The organism is Flagellimonas sp. (assembly GCF_965222555.1).
Taxonomy (GTDB): domain Bacteria; phylum Bacteroidota; class Bacteroidia; order Flavobacteriales; family Flavobacteriaceae; genus Flagellimonas.
This window is the reverse complement of sequence record NZ_CBDCUG010000005.1, coordinates 503,359-520,691: the sequence shown is the minus strand read 5'-3', so window position 1 is coordinate 520,691 and position 17,333 is coordinate 503,359. Positions and strand designations below refer to the sequence as shown.

The 17,333-nt window shown below is 40.5% G+C and carries 12 protein-coding genes and 1 pseudogene; 11 read left to right on the top strand and 2 right to left on the bottom strand.

Features of this window, described 5'->3' with window-relative positions; genetic code table 11:
- The first annotated feature begins 85 nt into the window (after positions 1-85).
- The 5 genes from ACOQO1_RS10845 to hpf all read left to right on the top strand — a co-directional run bounded on the left by ACOQO1_RS10845 (position 86) and on the right by hpf (position 6,088).
- The gene (locus ACOQO1_RS10845) at positions 86-877 is read left to right on the top strand and encodes a universal stress protein (protein WP_420602894.1); all 792 of its coding nucleotides are present in this window, start codon (positions 86-88) and stop codon (positions 875-877) included.
- 19 nt (positions 878-896) lie between these two features.
- Entirely contained in the window at positions 897-2,732 is a 1,836-nt protein-coding gene (locus ACOQO1_RS10840) for an SLC13 family permease (protein WP_420602893.1), read from the top strand.
- Positions 2,733-2,748: 16 nt separating this feature from the next.
- A complete protein-coding gene (gene pckA / locus ACOQO1_RS10835; RefSeq protein ID WP_420602892.1) occupies positions 2,749-4,377 on the top strand; it encodes a phosphoenolpyruvate carboxykinase (ATP) in 1,629 nt (542 codons plus the stop codon).
- Between the two features lie 11 nt (positions 4,378-4,388).
- A complete protein-coding gene (locus ACOQO1_RS10830; protein ID WP_420602891.1) occupies positions 4,389-5,705 on the top strand; it encodes an ATP-dependent 6-phosphofructokinase in 1,317 nt (438 codons plus the stop codon).
- A gap of 71 nt (positions 5,706-5,776) precedes the next feature.
- Complete coding sequence (gene hpf / locus ACOQO1_RS10825) at positions 5,777-6,088, top strand: ribosome hibernation-promoting factor, HPF/YfiA family (RefSeq protein WP_420602890.1); 312 nt, start codon at positions 5,777-5,779, stop codon at positions 6,086-6,088.
- A gap of 467 nt (positions 6,089-6,555) precedes the next feature.
- Here hpf and ACOQO1_RS10820 read toward each other — a convergent pair whose 3' ends face one another.
- A complete protein-coding gene (locus tag ACOQO1_RS10820; RefSeq protein WP_420602889.1) occupies positions 6,556-7,875 on the bottom strand; it encodes a sugar porter family MFS transporter in 1,320 nt (439 codons plus the stop codon).
- A 37-nt stretch (positions 7,876-7,912) separates the two neighbouring features.
- Positions 7,913-9,157 (bottom strand): 3-deoxy-D-manno-octulosonic acid transferase, encoded by a 1,245-nt coding sequence (locus ACOQO1_RS10815; protein WP_420602888.1) that lies wholly within the window; start codon positions 9,155-9,157, stop codon positions 7,913-7,915.
- A 79-nt stretch (positions 9,158-9,236) separates the two neighbouring features.
- Here ACOQO1_RS10815 and ACOQO1_RS10810 point away from each other — a divergent pair, with 79 nt between their 5' ends.
- The 6 genes and pseudogenes from ACOQO1_RS10810 to odhB all read left to right on the top strand — a co-directional run bounded on the left by ACOQO1_RS10810 (position 9,237) and on the right by odhB (position 17,328).
- Positions 9,237-10,373: a DegT/DnrJ/EryC1/StrS family aminotransferase gene (locus ACOQO1_RS10810; protein ID WP_420602887.1), complete on the top strand. Its 1,137-nt coding sequence runs from the start codon at positions 9,237-9,239 to the stop codon at positions 10,371-10,373.
- Positions 10,374-10,375: 2 nt separating this feature from the next.
- Positions 10,376-11,392 carry a UDP-glucose 4-epimerase GalE gene (gene galE / locus ACOQO1_RS10805; protein ID WP_420602886.1) on the top strand — a complete coding sequence of 339 codons (1,017 nt, stop codon included), beginning with the start codon at positions 10,376-10,378 and terminating at the stop codon, positions 11,390-11,392.
- 124 nt (positions 11,393-11,516) lie between these two features.
- Positions 11,517-12,793, top strand: a pseudogene (locus ACOQO1_RS10800) (amidohydrolase family protein).
- Positions 12,794-12,826: 33 nt separating this feature from the next.
- A complete protein-coding gene (locus ACOQO1_RS10795; protein WP_420602885.1) occupies positions 12,827-13,183 on the top strand; it encodes a hypothetical protein in 357 nt (118 codons plus the stop codon).
- A gap of 98 nt (positions 13,184-13,281) precedes the next feature.
- Positions 13,282-16,077 (top strand): 2-oxoglutarate dehydrogenase E1 component, encoded by a 2,796-nt coding sequence (locus ACOQO1_RS10790; RefSeq protein ID WP_420602884.1) that lies wholly within the window; start codon positions 13,282-13,284, stop codon positions 16,075-16,077.
- A gap of 27 nt (positions 16,078-16,104) precedes the next feature.
- Entirely contained in the window at positions 16,105-17,328 is a 1,224-nt protein-coding gene (gene odhB / locus ACOQO1_RS10785; RefSeq protein ID WP_420602883.1) for a 2-oxoglutarate dehydrogenase complex dihydrolipoyllysine-residue succinyltransferase, read from the top strand.
- Positions 17,329-17,333 lie beyond the last annotated feature (5 nt).

The following is a 17,333-nucleotide window of genomic DNA, read 5'->3' as shown; positions in this document are numbered from 1 at the left end:
GAAAACCTGATCTCCGTCATATTTTAGGTTATGGGTCAACTCTACTTTTGAAGTGAAGATTTTAATCACTTTTAAATAAATAGGTATGAGCAATATTGACAAAATTTTAGTTCCTTTTGATTTTTCAGAATCATCCGTAAATGCCCTTGAATATGTGATCAACTTTGTTGGACCCAATAGGGATATAAACATTCTTGCGCTATATGTGGCAGCTATGCCTATGACAGAATCCGAAGAAAACACCTTGAAAACGGATTTTGAGAAGGTGATACATTCTTTTCATAAGAAAATCAAAGAAAGTCCGGAGTTTATTACGATAACAGGAGACGTTATTGAATCCATACTCTCTGTCCAGGAAAAACACAACACCGATTTGATTATGATGGGGACCATGGGTGATAAAAGCACCGATGAGGCCATTACCAATACCTCAAGACTTGTATTGGAAGCCAATTGTCCGGTTATCTCAATTCCTTATGGATGTGCTATAAAAGAGCCAAAAGATATTGCCTTGGTAATGGGTGGAGAGGAGATTGAGGATAAAGAAGTGTTGAAAACCCTTTTGGATGTAGCTCGAACATTTAATTCAAGAGTTCATGTGCTTACCATTTACAAAGAATCTGTTTATGCAGAGGAGTCAATTGTAGACAAAACAGAAAGACTGTTGGAGTACTATTTGGAACACTTTTATGTGGAGCACACCTTTAACAAGAATCAAGACGTGGAAGAGGGAATCTTGGGGTATATCACTAAGAAAAATATAGACCTTCTGGCCATCTTGCCCAGGAACCACACAAGATTGAGCACACCATCGGAAGGTAGGTTGACAAAACTATTGACCTTGCATTCAGAGATTCCGGTTTTGACATTGGATTGATGACGCCAACACAAGAACTATGACCACATTACTTGTAATACTCGGTATTACTATTGTTCTATTTGTCTGGGGAAAGTTTCCGCCCGATGTTGTAGCGCTCATGTCAATGTTGTCCCTTTATCTTTCGGGGATATTGGATATAACGGAGACCTTGTCCGGGTTCAGCAATACAACAGTGATTATGATTGCTGCCCTGTTTATCATAGGAGAGGGACTTTCCAGAACGGGCTGGACAGCCGTGGCGGGAAGGTATTTTGTTAAATGGGCAAAAAATAGCATTCCAAAGCTATTGGTCATTGTAACCTTGGGCTCTAGTTTGCTCTCAGGTTTTGTGAGCAATACGGGAACTGTTGCAGCGCTGTTGCCAGTAACCGTTACGGCGGCTTGGAATGCAGGTACACTCCCTTCCAAATTATTGATGCCGGTGGCTTTTGGGTCCAATACAGGAGGTTTGCTCACCCTTACAGGGACCCCACCCAATATTATTGCCAGCAATGCTTTAGTGGAAAAGGGTTTTGAAGGATTCTCCTTTTTTGAGTTTGGACTTATAGGGCTTCCCTTGTTGCTGATATCCATTCTATACTTCAGGTATATTGGATTTCGGTTGCTTCCAAACCATAGGACAAAAAACAAACCTATGGCCATTGATCAGGAAATGCACAAATGGATGAAAAACTATAGTATTGGAGATAACCTTTATCGATTGCGTATAAGATCAATGTCCCCGCTTATCAACACCAAAGTAGGAGAGTGGGGTTTTGAGGAATCCTATAATGTTTCCCTGATGAGGTTAAAACGAAGGCACCCCCATCCACTTCAGGGTATTCATCAATTTGTGGAGTTGCCCGACTCAGAAACGGAAATGCGGTACCACGACATTATTACCATAAAAGGAGAAGTTGAGGATGTGGATAAATTCATTTTGAAGTTTCACTTGGGGGTTATCCCGTTAAAACCTGAAAAAGATGCCCTTAAACAAGAATTGATCAATCAAGAAGTGGGTATGGCCGAAATGATCATTACTCCTAAATCGGTTTTTGTGGGTAAGACAGTTCCATTGGGACATTATTTAAGACAAACCGGGGTCCAGTTGTTGGCAGCATCCAGAAACAATAGGCCATTTACGGGAAAGATAAAAATTGCAGCAGGAGATGCTTTTATCATTCGAGGGCAATGGGAAAACATAGAAGCCTTGAAATCGGTATATGAAAATCTGGTGATTTCTGGGAGTCCTGAAGCACTTTCCAAAAATGTTGATGTGTTGACTCCGAGAAGTTACATAGCCTTGGCAACTCTAGTTCTAATGATCATACTGTTGGTACTAAAAATATTACCGGGAGCCATTGCTGCACTGATCTGTGCTGGAATAATGATGTTGACCCGATGCGTGCCCATTACGAAAGCTTACAAGGGAATAAGTTGGACAAGTGTTATCATGATCGCTGCTATGATTCCTATGGGATTGGCATTACAAAAAACCGGTGTGGCCCAAATGGCGGCTACTACCATGGTTAAAACACTGGGTAGCATTAGTCCTACGATGCTTTTGGCAGGAATATTTCTGTTGACCACTACGTTTAGCCAGACTATCAATAATTCAGCTACTGCGGTACTTATGGCGCCTATTGCCATTATGGCTTCAACTACTTTGGGAGTATCTCCCAAACCATTTATGATTGCTGTTGCCGTAAGTGCATCAACAGCTTTTTTGACCCCTGTGGGCACGACCACCAATGCAATGGTCTTGTCCTCAGGTGGATATAAGTTTACAGATTACGTAAAGGTGGGAGGGCCGTTGCTACTCCTATTCTTCGTGGCCACATTATTAGTTGTTCCATTAATATGGAGCTTTTAACCTTAAAATAACAGTTATGAACGGAATTATGGAAAAAACAAAAGATTTAGACAAGTATGGGCTAAAGAACGTTACGGCACATTGGAACCTAAGTGCCGAGGATTTACAGCGTATTACCGTTGAAAAAGGTATGGGGGTGGAAACTGAAAATGGAACACTTTCCATAAACACAGGGAAGTTTACCGGTCGGTCCCCTAAAGATCGCTTTTTGGTAAAGGATGATTATACAAAAGATAGAATTTGGTGGGGACGAATCAACAAACCCATTTCACCTGAAAATTTTGATAAGCTTTACGATGAAGTCGTGAACTATCTTTCAGAAAAAGAAGTTTATGTTAGGGATGCGGCTGTATGTGCCGACCCCAGATATCAAATGAACGTACGAACCGTTACCGAATTTCCATGGTCAAACTACTTTATCAAAAATATGTTCCTAAGGCTTTCTGAAGAAGAGCTGAAGGATTTTGAAGAAGAATGGTTGGTACTTTGTGCTCCTGGCTATGAGTGCCCAAACCCAACGGAGTTTGGAATCATTGCAGGGAACTTCTCCATATTGAACTATACTCGAAAAATAGCACTTGTTGGGGGGTCCGAATATCCTGGAGAGATGAAAAAAGGGGTGTTCACCGCATTGAATTTAATTCTTCCTGTAGATAAAAATGTATTGCCCATGCACTGCTCTGCCAATGTGGGAGAAGATGGGGATACGGCAATTTACTTTGGATTGTCAGGAACTGGAAAAACAACCTTGTCTGCTGATCCCAATCGTAAACTGATTGGTGATGATGAACACGGTTGGACCGCAGAGAACACTATCTTCAACTTTGAGGGAGGGTGTTATGCAAAAGTGATTGATCTAACAGAAGAAAAAGAACCGGATATTTATAGGGCGATAAGACCAGGTGCGTTATTGGAAAATGTGATGTTCAAGGAAGGTACCAAAGAAGTGGACTATTTTGATAGCTCCATTACCCAAAACACCAGGGTGAGCTATCCAATTGACCATATCGATAATATACAGGTTCCATCCTATGCTGCAAATCCAAAGAATATCTTTTTCTTGACTTGTGATGCCTTTGGAGTATTACCACCGGTATCTAAATTAACACCTGGACAGGCAGCTTATCACTTTATTTCTGGCTACACAGCTAAAGTTGCCGGAACAGAAGCTGGAATCAATGAACCTGTACCTTCTTTCTCAGCATGTTTTGGAGAACCCTTTATGCCATTACACCCTGCGGTCTATGCTGAAATGTTAAGTAACAAGATGACGGAAGCCGGAGTGAACGTTTGGTTGATCAATACAGGATGGAGTGGTGGTCCTTATGGTGTGGGGTCCAGAATCAAGTTGAAATATACCCGTGCCATGATCTCTGCAATTTTGGAAGGGAAATTGGATGAAGTAGATTTGGAAGTGCATCCAATTTTTGGATTGCACATGCCAAAATATTGCCCGGGAGTGCCCACCGAGATATTAGATCCAATGAACACATGGCTGCAAAAAGGAGCTTATGTGAGCAAAGCGATACAATTGGCACACTCATTCCATATAAATTTTGATAAGTTTGCTAGTGAAGCATCCGAAGAAATACTTAGTGGTGGACCGTTAATTGATTCCCACCATGGTTTGGATGAGCATTTTTAATCAAAACAACAGTGGATAAAAAGGTTATATTCGATATTGATATTTTGGGAAAACCCAAATTTAAATCTCCCCTACAGTTAAGTACTGTTAGGGGAGATAGTATTTTTAATTTTATTAGTGAAACGGATAGATTGGTTTATGATCTTTCTCTAGAACATTATGAAAAATGTGTGTCGGATAACGATCAGCCCTTATGTCTTGAAAAAGCTGGACCGCGGCAGGATATTTTTTTTGACCCTCCAAATACCACAGCGGCAATTGTAACCTGTGGAGGGCTTTGTCCCGGAATCAATAATGTGATTCGGGGCGTGGTCATGGCGCTCCACTATTTTTATGGAATAAAAAAGACATTGGGTATTCCGTATGGTTATGAAGGATTGAACCCTGAATTTGGACATGAGTTGATGGAACTCAACCCTGATAAGGTGAAAGATATTCATCAGTTTGGGGGAACATTTTTGGGCTCTTCCAGAGGTGGGCAAAGTGTGTCGACCATGGTCGACACGCTGATTCAAAATAAAGTGGACATACTTTTTGCGATAGGTGGAGATGGCACCCTTAAGGGTGTGGATGCCATTGGCGAGGAAATCAAAAAAAGAAATGCAAATATCAGCGTAGTAGGTATACCGAAGACCATTGATAATGATATTGATCTTATTGATAAATCTTTTGGGTTTGAAACGGCATTTGATGTGGCCAGTCCAATTTTAAGGGACGCCCATAATGAAGCGGCTGGAGCCTATAATGGAATTTCCATTGTGAAATTGATGGGCAGGGATAGTGGATTTATTGCAGCTTCCGCATCGTTGGCAATGCCAGTGGTGAACTTTGTGTTGGTTCCGGAAATGGACTTTGCCCTTGAGGGTGAAAACGGTTTTCTGGAAGCACTTAGAAAACGCCTTCAAAATAAAAAGCACGCCGTTATTGTGGTAGCTGAAGGAGCAGGGCAGCATTTGCTCCAACAAAAGGATGTCATCAAAGATGCTTCTGGTAACGTGAAGCATGCGGATATTGGAGTTTTTCTAAAGCAGAAAATAGAAGAGTACTTTACCGATATACCAGTTACCATAAAATATATAGATCCCAGCTATATTGTTAGGAGTGCTCCTGCGAACTCCAGTGACAGTGTATATTGTGGAAGGCTGGCGTACCATGCTGTGCACGGAGCAATGGCTGGTAAAACAAGATTTGTTGTGAGCAAGGTCAACAACAAATACGTGTACATACCTATTGCAGAAGTGACCAAAAAGCGCAAAAAGATTGATTTGGAAGGTGAATTTTGGTTTTCCGTTTTGCAAAGCTCTGGGCAACCTTTTTCCCTGAAATAGGACCAAGTTTCAAACGCTGACAAATGTCATTTTTTTCCCTTTTACAAGTGGGTAATTTGGTGTAAATATTAATGCAAATTGTTATGGTAGTAAACATTCAATACCAAAAAATGAAAGTTAGCGAATCCTTGAGCAAACTTTTAATGAAAAAGCTGGATAGAATTGGAAAGAAGTATAGTTGGTTGATCAAGGCCAATGTGATTTTTAAAATTGAAAATGATAAGGCCGGAGAGGACAAGATCTGTGAGATTGAGTTAAGTGCTCCGGGACCCCGACTTTTTGCAAAAGCTAGGACCAATGACTTTGAAAAGTCCATGTCGGAAACCGTAGATGAACTTAAAAAACAGTTGGAGAAAAGACAGAGTATGTTTGCGACACATTAACAAGTAGATAATTCAGAACAAAATTTCTGAAGAAGTCCTACTCACAACAATCAAATAAAGCAACGTAGTATTAGGCGTACTAATGTTGAAAAGGTAATCCTTAAAGAGCAGGTTTGTACTGTGAAAATGGGTTGCCTTTTTTTAGACCAATTCTTGAAAGAAAAGGCGGGATAATGCTTTTAAGGCTTGCGTAATTCAATGAATCTGTACGAAAGAAATCAATATGGAACTTTTATAGAATACCCAAGAAATCCAAAAGTATGCAAACCGGTATTGCTACTAGTATAAGGACAAGAACAAATACCATCAGTCGTAAAAAGCCAACAAGCATTTTGTTGCCAAAAGAAATTTCATTGCTCATAATAGTGTAATTTCATTCAATGTACGGAATTATTCATTTATTAATAATGAATTACCCGTAGTTATTCGATTAAATGACAGATTTTAAGTGTGTCTTGTAGAGGATGTTAGTTCTTGGAGCTTAAATTTTTCCCCAGCTCTTCCAACGTAACTCCTTTTGTTTCTGGCATCATAAAAAAGACCCAAAGCAGTTGTAATACCATCATAAAAGCAAAAAAAGCAAAAACAATACCTGGTCCTATCATTCCAAAAAGCGTGGGAACGAAGGATGGTATCAAAGCAGCTAACACCCAGTGGGTAGAGCTTCCAAAGGCCTGTCCAGAACCCCTCAAGTGGTTTGGGAAAATTTCTGAAATAAAAACCCAGATTACGGCACCCTGCCCAATGGCATGTGAGGCAATGAACAGAAAAAGAAAAATAGGGACGGCCATTCCGGTCCAATTAAAAAAGAAGGCCATGGATACCAGAGAAAGTGATACGATGTATCCGACAGAGCCGAAATACATAAGTTGCTTTCTGCCCAATCTATCAATTAAATAAATGCCTAAAAAAGTGAATATAAAGTTGGTGACTCCTATACCAATACTACTTAATAACGCAGTACTTTCTCCGAGTCCGGCCAATTCAAAGATTCTGGGAGCATAATAAAGAAATGCGTTTATTCCCGACCACTGATTGAAGAATGCTATCAAAAAGGCCAAACCTAAAGGGAATCGGTATTTTTTCATAAAAATATGCTCGACTCCTTTTTCATTGGCTCCATCATCAAGGTCTTTTTTTAATTGTTCAATAGTTAGGTCCAATTTAAGCGACTTTAGAACACCATCGGCTTCAGCACCCCTGTTTTTTGTAAGCAACCAACGAGGACTTTTGGGTACCGTAAAAACAGCAAGAGTATACAAGATTGCCGGAACCGCCTCAGCTCCCAGCATAAATCTCCAATCTTCATTGCTGATTCCGCTTAAAAGATAATTGGATAGATAAGCCATTAAAATTCCAAAAACAATATTGAACTGGTACATACCCACCAATTTACCTCTGTTTTTTGCTGGTGCTATCTCCGAAATATAAGCGGGAGCGGCAATAGTGGATGCTCCCACGCCCAATCCACCAATAAATCTAAAAAAGGCAAAAGTATACGGGTCATTGACCATTGCAGACCCCAAGGCGGATATGGAATAGAGTATTCCAATCCATATCAAGGTCTTTTTCCTTCCCCATTTATTGGTTGGAATTGCACCAAAAAAAGCACCGATTACGGTGCCCCACAATGCCATTCCCATTACCACTACCCCATGAAAAGTGTCGGAAGACCCCCAAAGCAATTGAAGTTTTTTATCAGCTCCGGAAATGACCACAGTGTCAAAACCAAACAAAAATCCGGCAAGTGCCACAATAATGGCAATCAAAAATATTTTTCTTTCCATGGAGAGAGATTGAAGTACCTCTAAAACTAGGAAAAAATTATAGAATGGATTTTACATGGGTCATGATCTGCTCTGTTGCCCCTAGGTTTTCTTTGATATAATTTGAATTGATTTCTCCTGTTCTTTCTTTAAAATCTTCATCGGTCACAAAACGATCCATCAAGTTTTTGAATTCCAGTTGATTTGTGATTACATGAATCCCTTTTTTATCTATCAAGTCCTCAGCTTCCTTAAACCCTTCATGCTTGGGGCCTATAATCACTGGAATTCTAAAGGTGGCAGGCTCCAAAGTGTTGTGGAGTCCCGTTGCAAAGCCTCCACCAACATAAGCGACGTCAGCATAGCTATAAATTTTGGTCAAAAGCCCAATGGTGTCTACAATAAGTACTTCAAAATTGACAAGTTCTGTAGTATCCATCTCGGAAAAGCAAATTGACTTTTTGATAATCTTGCTTTTGAGAGTGTCAATATGTGGTTGTTTAATATTATGTGGCGCAATGACACATTTTAATGGCCTATCAGAAGTGTTAATGTAATCAATTAATACCTCTTCGTCTTCTGGCCAAGTACTGCCTGCCACCAGACAAAAAGTATCATTTTTGAAATCACTCATGAAATCCAGCTGGTTGTCCTGGATCATTATTTTGGAAACTCTATCAAAACGTGTATCCCCACTAATGGTGACATTATTGAATCCAACGGACTTAAGTAGCTCTTTTGAGTTTTTATTTTGAACAAAGAAATGGTCAAAAGCTCTCAAGCTCTTTTTCATAAAGCCACCATACCACTTAAAGTAAACCTGTCTTTGTGAAAATATGGCCGAAACCAGAAGGGTTGGAATGTTTCTTTGCTTCAATTCGTGCAGGTAATTGGGCCAGATTTCATACTTGATAAAAATTGTAAGCGCTGGTTGCAAGGTATCTAAAAACCTTTTTGCGTTGTAGCGGGTATCCATGGGCAGATACATGACCAAATCCGCTGCTTTGGTATCCTTTTTCACCTCATATCCCGAAGGAGAGAAAAAAGTAAGTGCTATTTTATGGGAAGGATAACTTTCTCGAATCTTTTCCAGAATGGGAAGTCCTTGCTCAAATTCTCCTAATGAAGCAACATGCATCCAGATGACCTTTTCGCCAGTAAGGGGAATTTTATTTAGAATAGCTTTTGTTCGCTTCCTCCCCTTAACAAAAAGATTGATTTTTGTGTTGAAAAGAGCTACTAGGTGTAGCACTATCCATGAAAAGTGCAATAAGATGTTATAAAGTTCGCGCACCAAGATCATTTTCCGCTAAAATACATTCTTTCGGCAATAGGTCACGGCCGCTTTATTTCTTAATTTTGTTCACTCATATATTTTTCGGATGAAGAAAATACAAATGGTTGACCTGAAAGGTCAATATGAGGGCATAAAAGAACAGGTAAACACCTCCATTACCGAAGTCCTCGATTCCTCAGCTTTTATAAATGGTCCACACGTTCATGCTTTTCAAAAAGAGTTGGAAGACTATTTAGGTGTAAAACATGTAATTCCATGTGCCAACGGTACCGACGCTCTTCAAATTTGCATGATGGGCCTTGGGCTAAAACCAGGTGATGAGGTAATTACTGCCGATTTTACGTTTGCAGCCACTGTTGAGGTAATAGCTTTGTTAAATCTAACCCCAGTTTTAGTGGATGTTGAGCCCGATACATTCAATATTGATCCAAAAGCGATTGAAAAGGCCATAACGCCAAAAACCAAAGCCATTGTTCCGGTGCATTTGTTTGGACAATGTGCGAATATGGATGCCATCATGGAACTGGCCGACAAGCACAATCTTTATGTGATTGAGGATAATGCCCAGGCCATTGGAGCCTCCCATACTTTTGAGGATGGCAGCAAACAAAAAGCGGGCACCATTGGACATGTGGCATCAACTTCCTTTTTTCCATCCAAAAATTTAGGATGTTACGGAGATGGCGGTGCCATTTTTACCAATGATGATGATTTGGCGCATACCATCAGGGGGATGGTGAATCATGGAATGTACAAGAGATATCATCATGACGTAGTTGGGGTAAATTCAAGATTGGATTCTATTCAAGCCGCGGTTTTAAGGGCAAAACTTCCCAAGTTGGATGAGTACAACAAAAAAAGAAGAGAAGCAGCAGATAAATATTCCAGAGCTTTTGAAGGACAAGCTAATATTATTGTTCCAAGAATACTTCGTGAGGAAGCTGATGGTCACGTGTTCCATCAGTATACCCTTCGAATTTTGAACGAAAAAAGAGACGAATTGGTACAACATTTAAATGATAATGGCGTTCCATGTGGAGTGTACTATCCAATTCCTTTGCACTTGCAGAAAGCTTATGTTGATGAGCGATATAACGAGGCTGATTTTCCGGTTACCAATCAATTGGTAAAAGAAGTGATTTCACTTCCTATGCATACGGAACTGGATGATGAGCAAATTAATTTTATTACCAACCTGGTCATTGACTTTGTAAATAATTAACCATGAAAATACTAGTAACAGGAGGTCTGGGATTTATAGGTTCCCATACTGTTGTTGAGCTTCAAAATGAAGGTTTTGAAGTAGTGATCATCGATAATCTTTCCAACTCTTCAGAGGATGTTCTGGATGGAATTGTTGCAATTACTGGAAAAAAACCCATTTTTGAGAAGTTTGACCTTAGGGATAAATCCGATGTTCAAGATTTTTTCACAAGACATAATGATATAGGTGGAGTCATTCATTTTGCAGCCTCCAAAGCCGTGGGTGAGAGTGTGGAAAACCCTTTGTTGTATTATGAAAATAATCTTGGAGTATTGGTGTACATGCTTCAAGAGCTCACAAAAAAGGAAAATGCTAATTTTATATTTAGTTCCTCCTGTACCGTGTACGGTCAAGCAGATAAATTACCTATAACAGAAGATGCACCGGTTAAGCCTGCAGAATCTCCATACGGAAACACCAAACAAGTAGGTGAGGAAATCATCAAGGATACCTGCAATGTAAACCCCAAATTATCCGCAATAGCATTGCGTTATTTTAACCCGGTTGGAGCTCACCCTACAGTTGAAATTGGGGAATTACCCATTGGAGTGCCACAGAATTTGGTGCCTTTTATTACCCAAACAGGGGTTGGGTTAAGAGAACAACTTTCTGTTTTTGGAGACGATTACCCAACAGAAGACGGTACTTGTATACGTGATTATATTCATGTAGTAGATGTGGCCAAAGCTCACGTTGTGGCGTTGCAACGTTTACTCAATCAAAAGAATGAGTCCAATTATGAAGTTTTCAATTTGGGAACCGGAAAAGGGAGCTCAGTTTTGGAAGTGATTCAGAGTTTTGAAAAAGTATCCGGCGAAAAGTTGAACTACAAAGTAGTGGACCGAAGAGCTGGAGATGTTATACAGGCCTACGCTGATACAAAAAAGGCAAATGAAGTGCTCGGATGGAAGGCAAAATCAACCTTGGACGATTCCATGAAATCAGCTTGGGATTGGGAACAGAAAATCCGCAATTAGAAAAACAAATAGGAGCCCATCTTTAAGATGGGCTTTTTTATTGATTTGTCTCGGTTTTTCTACTTTATGGCTATCACAAAATGTATGCTTACATTTAGAACCATAATTAGCTAACTCAAATAAAATGAAAAACTTCCTTCTATTCTCTTTTTCACTATGTTGTTCTATGATATTTGCGCAGGATACCTATCTGCATTGCGGAAATATTGTTGATGTGAATTCTGGAAAGATACTTTCGGAAAAAACCATTGTTGTTTCAGGAAAAACCATAAAATCCATTCAAAATGGATTTCAAACCGGTGGTTCCGAAGACAAAGTTGTCGATTTAAAAACCAAGACGGTCCTACCTGGATTTATAGATATGCACGTTCATATCGAAGGAGAATCAAGTCCTACTCGTTACTTGGATCGTTTCACTAAAAATGATGCTGATGTGGCATTTCAGTCAACAATTTATGCAAAACGTACTTTGTTGGCTGGCTTTACTACGGTGAGGGACTTAGGTGGCTCTGGGGTAAATATTGCTCTTCGCAAGGCCATAGCAAAAGGCTTAGTAGTAGGGCCACGAATTTTTACGGCAGGAAAAGCCATTGGTACCACCGGAGGGCATGCAGACCCAACGAATGGAATGAAAATTTCCTTAATGGGCGACCCCGGCCCAAAAGAAGGTGTGGTCAACTCCCCGGAAGATGCTCGAAAAGCAGTTAGACAGCGTTATAAAGATGGGGCCGATGTTATTAAAATAACAGCTACTGGAGGAGTTTTGAGTGTGGCCAAAAGCGGACAGAATCCTCAATTTACTGTTGAAGAAATCAAGGCTATTGTTGAAACGGCTAAAGACTATGGAATGCTCACGGCAGCCCATGCCCATGGTGATGAAGGTATGCGAAGAGCAATCCAAGCAGGTATAAAAACAATTGAGCACGGTACATTAATGAAGGAGCCTACTATGGATATGATGGTAAAACACAACACCTACCTGGTGCCTACCATCTCCGCAGGTAAAGCTGCTGCACAAATGGCAGAAATTCCAGGCTTTTTACCCCCCATTGTTGCTAAAAAAGCTAGAGAGATTGGTCCGGTAAGTGAAAAGAATTTCAAGAAAGCTTATGAAAAAGGAGTACCTATTGCTTTTGGCACTGATGCCGGTGTATCACCTCATGGTGACAATGGAAAAGAATTTACATATATGTATGAAGCGGGCATGCCAGTGATTGATGCATTACGTTCCGCTACAATAACCAATGCAGAACTCTTGGGAATGAAAGATGAGCTGGGGCAACTAAAAGAGGGTTTATCGCAGATATTGTTGCTGTTGATGAAAACCCATTGAAGAATGTTAAGACCCTGGAAAATGTAAATTTTGTAATGAAAGAAGGAAAAATTTACAAATCGGAGTAAGTCTCGTCCAGGAAATTGGACGTATATACCATAATGAAATCCAATTTCAATTCAAGTTTGGAAATACTACAATCGGCACAAGAGGAGTTGTTGTACAATAGATTGTTGCAACAAATAAAAAAAGATTTCACCTTGGCCAATGTGGAGTTAAAAATTTCCGAAGGAGTTGAACCAGTACAACTAAAGGATGTTCTTCGTGAGAAAATCTATTTTTTGCTGTTGGAGAAATTTCAAGAATATCTGAATCTATTATATGTGGTGGACATCCCCGAAAAGGAAATGAAGAAAATACACTCTTTGGATGCTGTGGATGCAGCTACGGAAGTATGTTTTTTAGTATTGAAAAGGGAGTGGCAGAAGGTTTGGTTTAAAAACAAATATAACTCCTAGGTCAATTTTGTCAAATATGCCCAAGTTTGTTGACCTACCTATTGTATTTGTTGTATTTTTGATTAAATTTTTGGATAGGTTTTAGCTAAAAACTGTCAATGGATAAATATTCATTTTTAAATGCTGCGCATACTTCATTTTTTGCGGAGCTGTACGATAAATACCTAACAAGCCCCGATAGCCTAGAGCCCAGTTGGAGGGCTTTTTTTCAAGGCTTTGATTTTGGTTTGGAAAGCTCGTTGGATGAGCTCGATATTGCCTCTGCCAATGGTACTTTGGCGTTGGCCAATGGGCAACAAGTAGAGATTCCACAATCTTTGCAAAAAGAGTTTCAGGTCATTAAATTGATCGATGGCTATCGAACAAGGGGGCATTTGTTCACCCAGACGAACCCAGTTAGAGAAAGAAGAAAGTATGAACCCACCTTGGCCTTATCCAATTTTGGGCTTTCAGAAGGGGATTTGGATACGGTATTCGATGCTGGAAAAGTTATTGGGAAAGGACCAAGTTCCCTAAAAGAAATAATTGAACATTTAGAGCGGATTTATTGCGATGCCATTGGGGTGGAGTATATGTACATTCGTACCCCTGAGCGTATCCAATGGATTCAGAATTGGTTGAATGTTAATGATAATCGTCCAAATTTTACTCCGGACGAGAAGAAGAACATCCTCCGAAAACTGAATGAAGCGGTTTCTTTTGAAGGCTTTCTGCATACTAAATATGTTGGTCAAAAACGTTTCTCACTTGAAGGTGGTGAATCTTTGATCCCGGCTTTGGATGTAATCATTGAAAAAGCTGCAGATGCGGGAGTGAAGCAATTTGTGATGGGGATGGCGCACCGCGGACGCTTAAATGTGCTCACCAACATTTTTGGAAAGTCGCCCAAGGACATTTTCAGTGAGTTCGATGGCAAGGATTATGAAGAGGCCATCTTTGATGGTGATGTAAAATACCATTTGGGCTGGACCTCCAGACGGGAAACTGATTCGGGGAAAGTGGTCAATATGAACATTGCCCCAAATCCTTCGCATTTGGAAACTGTCAATTCAATTGTTGAGGGGATATCCCGTGCCAAACAAGATCGTTACCATCAAGAAAATGTTTCTGAAGTACTACCTATTTTGGTGCATGGAGATGCCGCTTTTGCTGGGCAGGGAATCGCTTATGAAATTATACAAATGGCCCGCTTGGATGGATATCATACCGGCGGAACCATACATATAGTGGTCAATAACCAAATAGGATTTACCACTAATTATCTGGATGCAAGGTCATCTACCTATTGTACGGATGTAGGAAAAGTAACTTTATCACCCATACTTCATGTGAATGCAGATGATGCGGAAGCCGTGGTGCATGCAGCAACTTTTGCATTGGAATATCGCATGCGATACAAAAGGGACGTCTTTTTGGATTTATTGGGATACCGTAAATATGGACATAACGAAGGTGATGAGCCCAAGTTTACCCAACCTTTGTTGTATAAATCCATATCTAAACATAAGAACCCAAGAGATATTTATGCCGAGCGATTAATTGCGGAAGGCGTCATCGATAAGGATTATGTGAAGAACCTGGAAGCGGAATACAAGAAAAATCTTGAAGAGGATTTACTGGATTCACGCAAGGTGGAAAAGACGGTCATCACACCTTTCATGCAAGATGAATGGGAAGGCTTTGGTCAAGTGACCGAAGATGCCATGTTAAGTGAAATAAAAACTTCCTATCCACAGAAAAAACTGGATGCAATTGCAAAAAGCATCACCGCGCTTCCCGAAGGGAAAAAATTTCTAAGGAAATTGGAGCGTTTGGTTGGAGCTCGGAACAAAATGTATTTTGAAGATAACCAATTAGATTGGGCCATGGGAGAATTATTGGCCTATGGTTCTTTGATCGAAGAGGGATATGATGTGCGCATGACCGGGCAAGATGTGGAACGTGGAACGTTTTCGCACCGACATGCCGTAATCAAGACCGAAATGCATGAGGAGGAAGTCACTTTGCTCAATGAACTGGGAGCCAATCAAAATGGAAAATTCCACATTTATAATTCCCTGCTTTCCGAATATGCCGTAATGGGCTTTGATTATGGATATGCCATGGCAAGTCCAAAAACCTTGACCATTTGGGAGGCTCAGTTTGGGGATTTCAGTAATGGAGCCCAGATTGTTATTGATCAATACCTTTCTTCCGCAGAGGATAAATGGAAGCTTCAAAATGGATTGGTGCTTTTACTGCCTCATGGGTATGAAGGTCAGGGTGCAGAACATTCTTCCGCCCGAATGGAGCGTTACTTACAACTATGTGCAAAAGATAATATGTATGTGGCGGATGTAACCACTCCGGCAAACATGTTCCATTTATTGCGAAGACAGATGAAGGCTGGTTTTAGAAAACCATTGGTGGTATTCACTCCAAAAAGTTTGTTGAGGCATCCTAAAGTATTGTCCACAAAAGATGAAATGGCCAAAGGAAGTTTCCAGATGGTCATTGATGATGCGGAAGCTTCGGTATCCAAGGTAAAGACATTGGTGTTCTGTACCGGAAAGTTCTACTACGACCTGTTGGATAAAAAAGAAGACCTGAAACGGGATGATGTGGCCTTGGTGCGATTGGAACAGTTATTTCCATTGCCAACCAAGGAAATACGAAGCATCCTGAAAAAATATAAAAACGCCGATGATGTTGTTTGGGCGCAAGAGGAGCCCAGAAACATGGGGGCTTGGGGACACTTGTTGATGCATTTTGACGAGGCGAAACAATTTAGGGTGGCATCTCGAAGATTTTACGGAGCTCCTGCGGCAGGTAGTGCCGTACGGTCCCAAAGAAGGCACGCCCAAGTTATAGAATATGTCTTTGATAAGACAAAAGACAACACGGTAAGAAGATAAATTACAAAAGCGTAAAACTAGAATACAATGGTTTTAGAAATGAAAGTTCCCTCACCAGGGGAATCGATAACCGAAGTGGAAATTGCAGAATGGTTGGTGCAGGATGGTGATTATGTAGAGAAAGATCAGGCAATTGCCGAAGTGGACTCGGATAAGGCAACTTTAGAACTTCCAGCTGAGGAAAGTGGGATTATAACCCTAAAAGCTGAAGAGGGTGATGCTGTTGCCGTAGGTGAGGTGGTTTGTTTGATTGATACAAGCGCTGCCAAGCCCGAAGGTGATGCTGCGCCAGTAGCAGAAAAGAAGGAAGAAGTCAAAGAAGAGCCTGCTAGAAAAGAAGCTGCAAAGCCAGCCGAGGTTAAAAAAGAAACCTATGCTTCAGGAACTCCTTCTCCCGCAGCTAAAAAGATTTTGGATGAAAAAGGCATTGATGCCGCTTCTGTTTCTGGAACCGGAAGAGATGGTCGTATTACTAAAGATGATGCGGTAAAAGCTGTACCATCCATGGGTACCCCAACTGGTGGAAATAGGGGTGAGTCCCGTTCCAAATTGTCCATGTTGCGCAGAAAAGTAGCGGAGCGTTTGGTTGCAGCCAAAAACGAAACGGCAATGTTGACCACTTTCAACGAAGTGGACATGTCTCCAATTTTTGAATTGCGCAAACAATACAAAGAAACTTTTAAAGAAAAGCATGGGGTAAGTTTGGGCTTTATGTCTTTCTTTACCAAAGCCGTTGTTCGTGCATTGGAAATGTATCCGGCCGTAAATTCCATGATTGATGGAAAGGAAATGATATCCTATGATTTTTGTGATATCAGTATAGCGGTTTCTGGACCTAAAGGATTGATGGTTCCTGTAATCAGAAATGCAGAGAATTTGACATTTAGAGGCGTTGAAGCTGAAGTAAAACGACTGGCAATTAGAGCTAGGGAAGGTGAAATTACGGTAGATGAAATGACAGGAGGTACCTTTACCATAACCAATGGAGGTGTTTTTGGTTCTATGTTGTCCACGCCAATTATCAACCCGCCGCAAAGTGCAATTTTAGGAATGCACAATATTGTGGAACGACCCATTGCCAAAGATGGTCAAGTGGTTATTGCCCCAATAATGTATGTGGCACTTTCCTATGATCATAGAATTATTGATGGGAAAGAATCCGTAGGATTCTTGGTAGCTGTAAAAGAAGCATTGGAAAGCCCGGAAGAATTGCTGATGAATGGCAATGTGAAAAAAGCATTGGAGCTTTAAGAAAT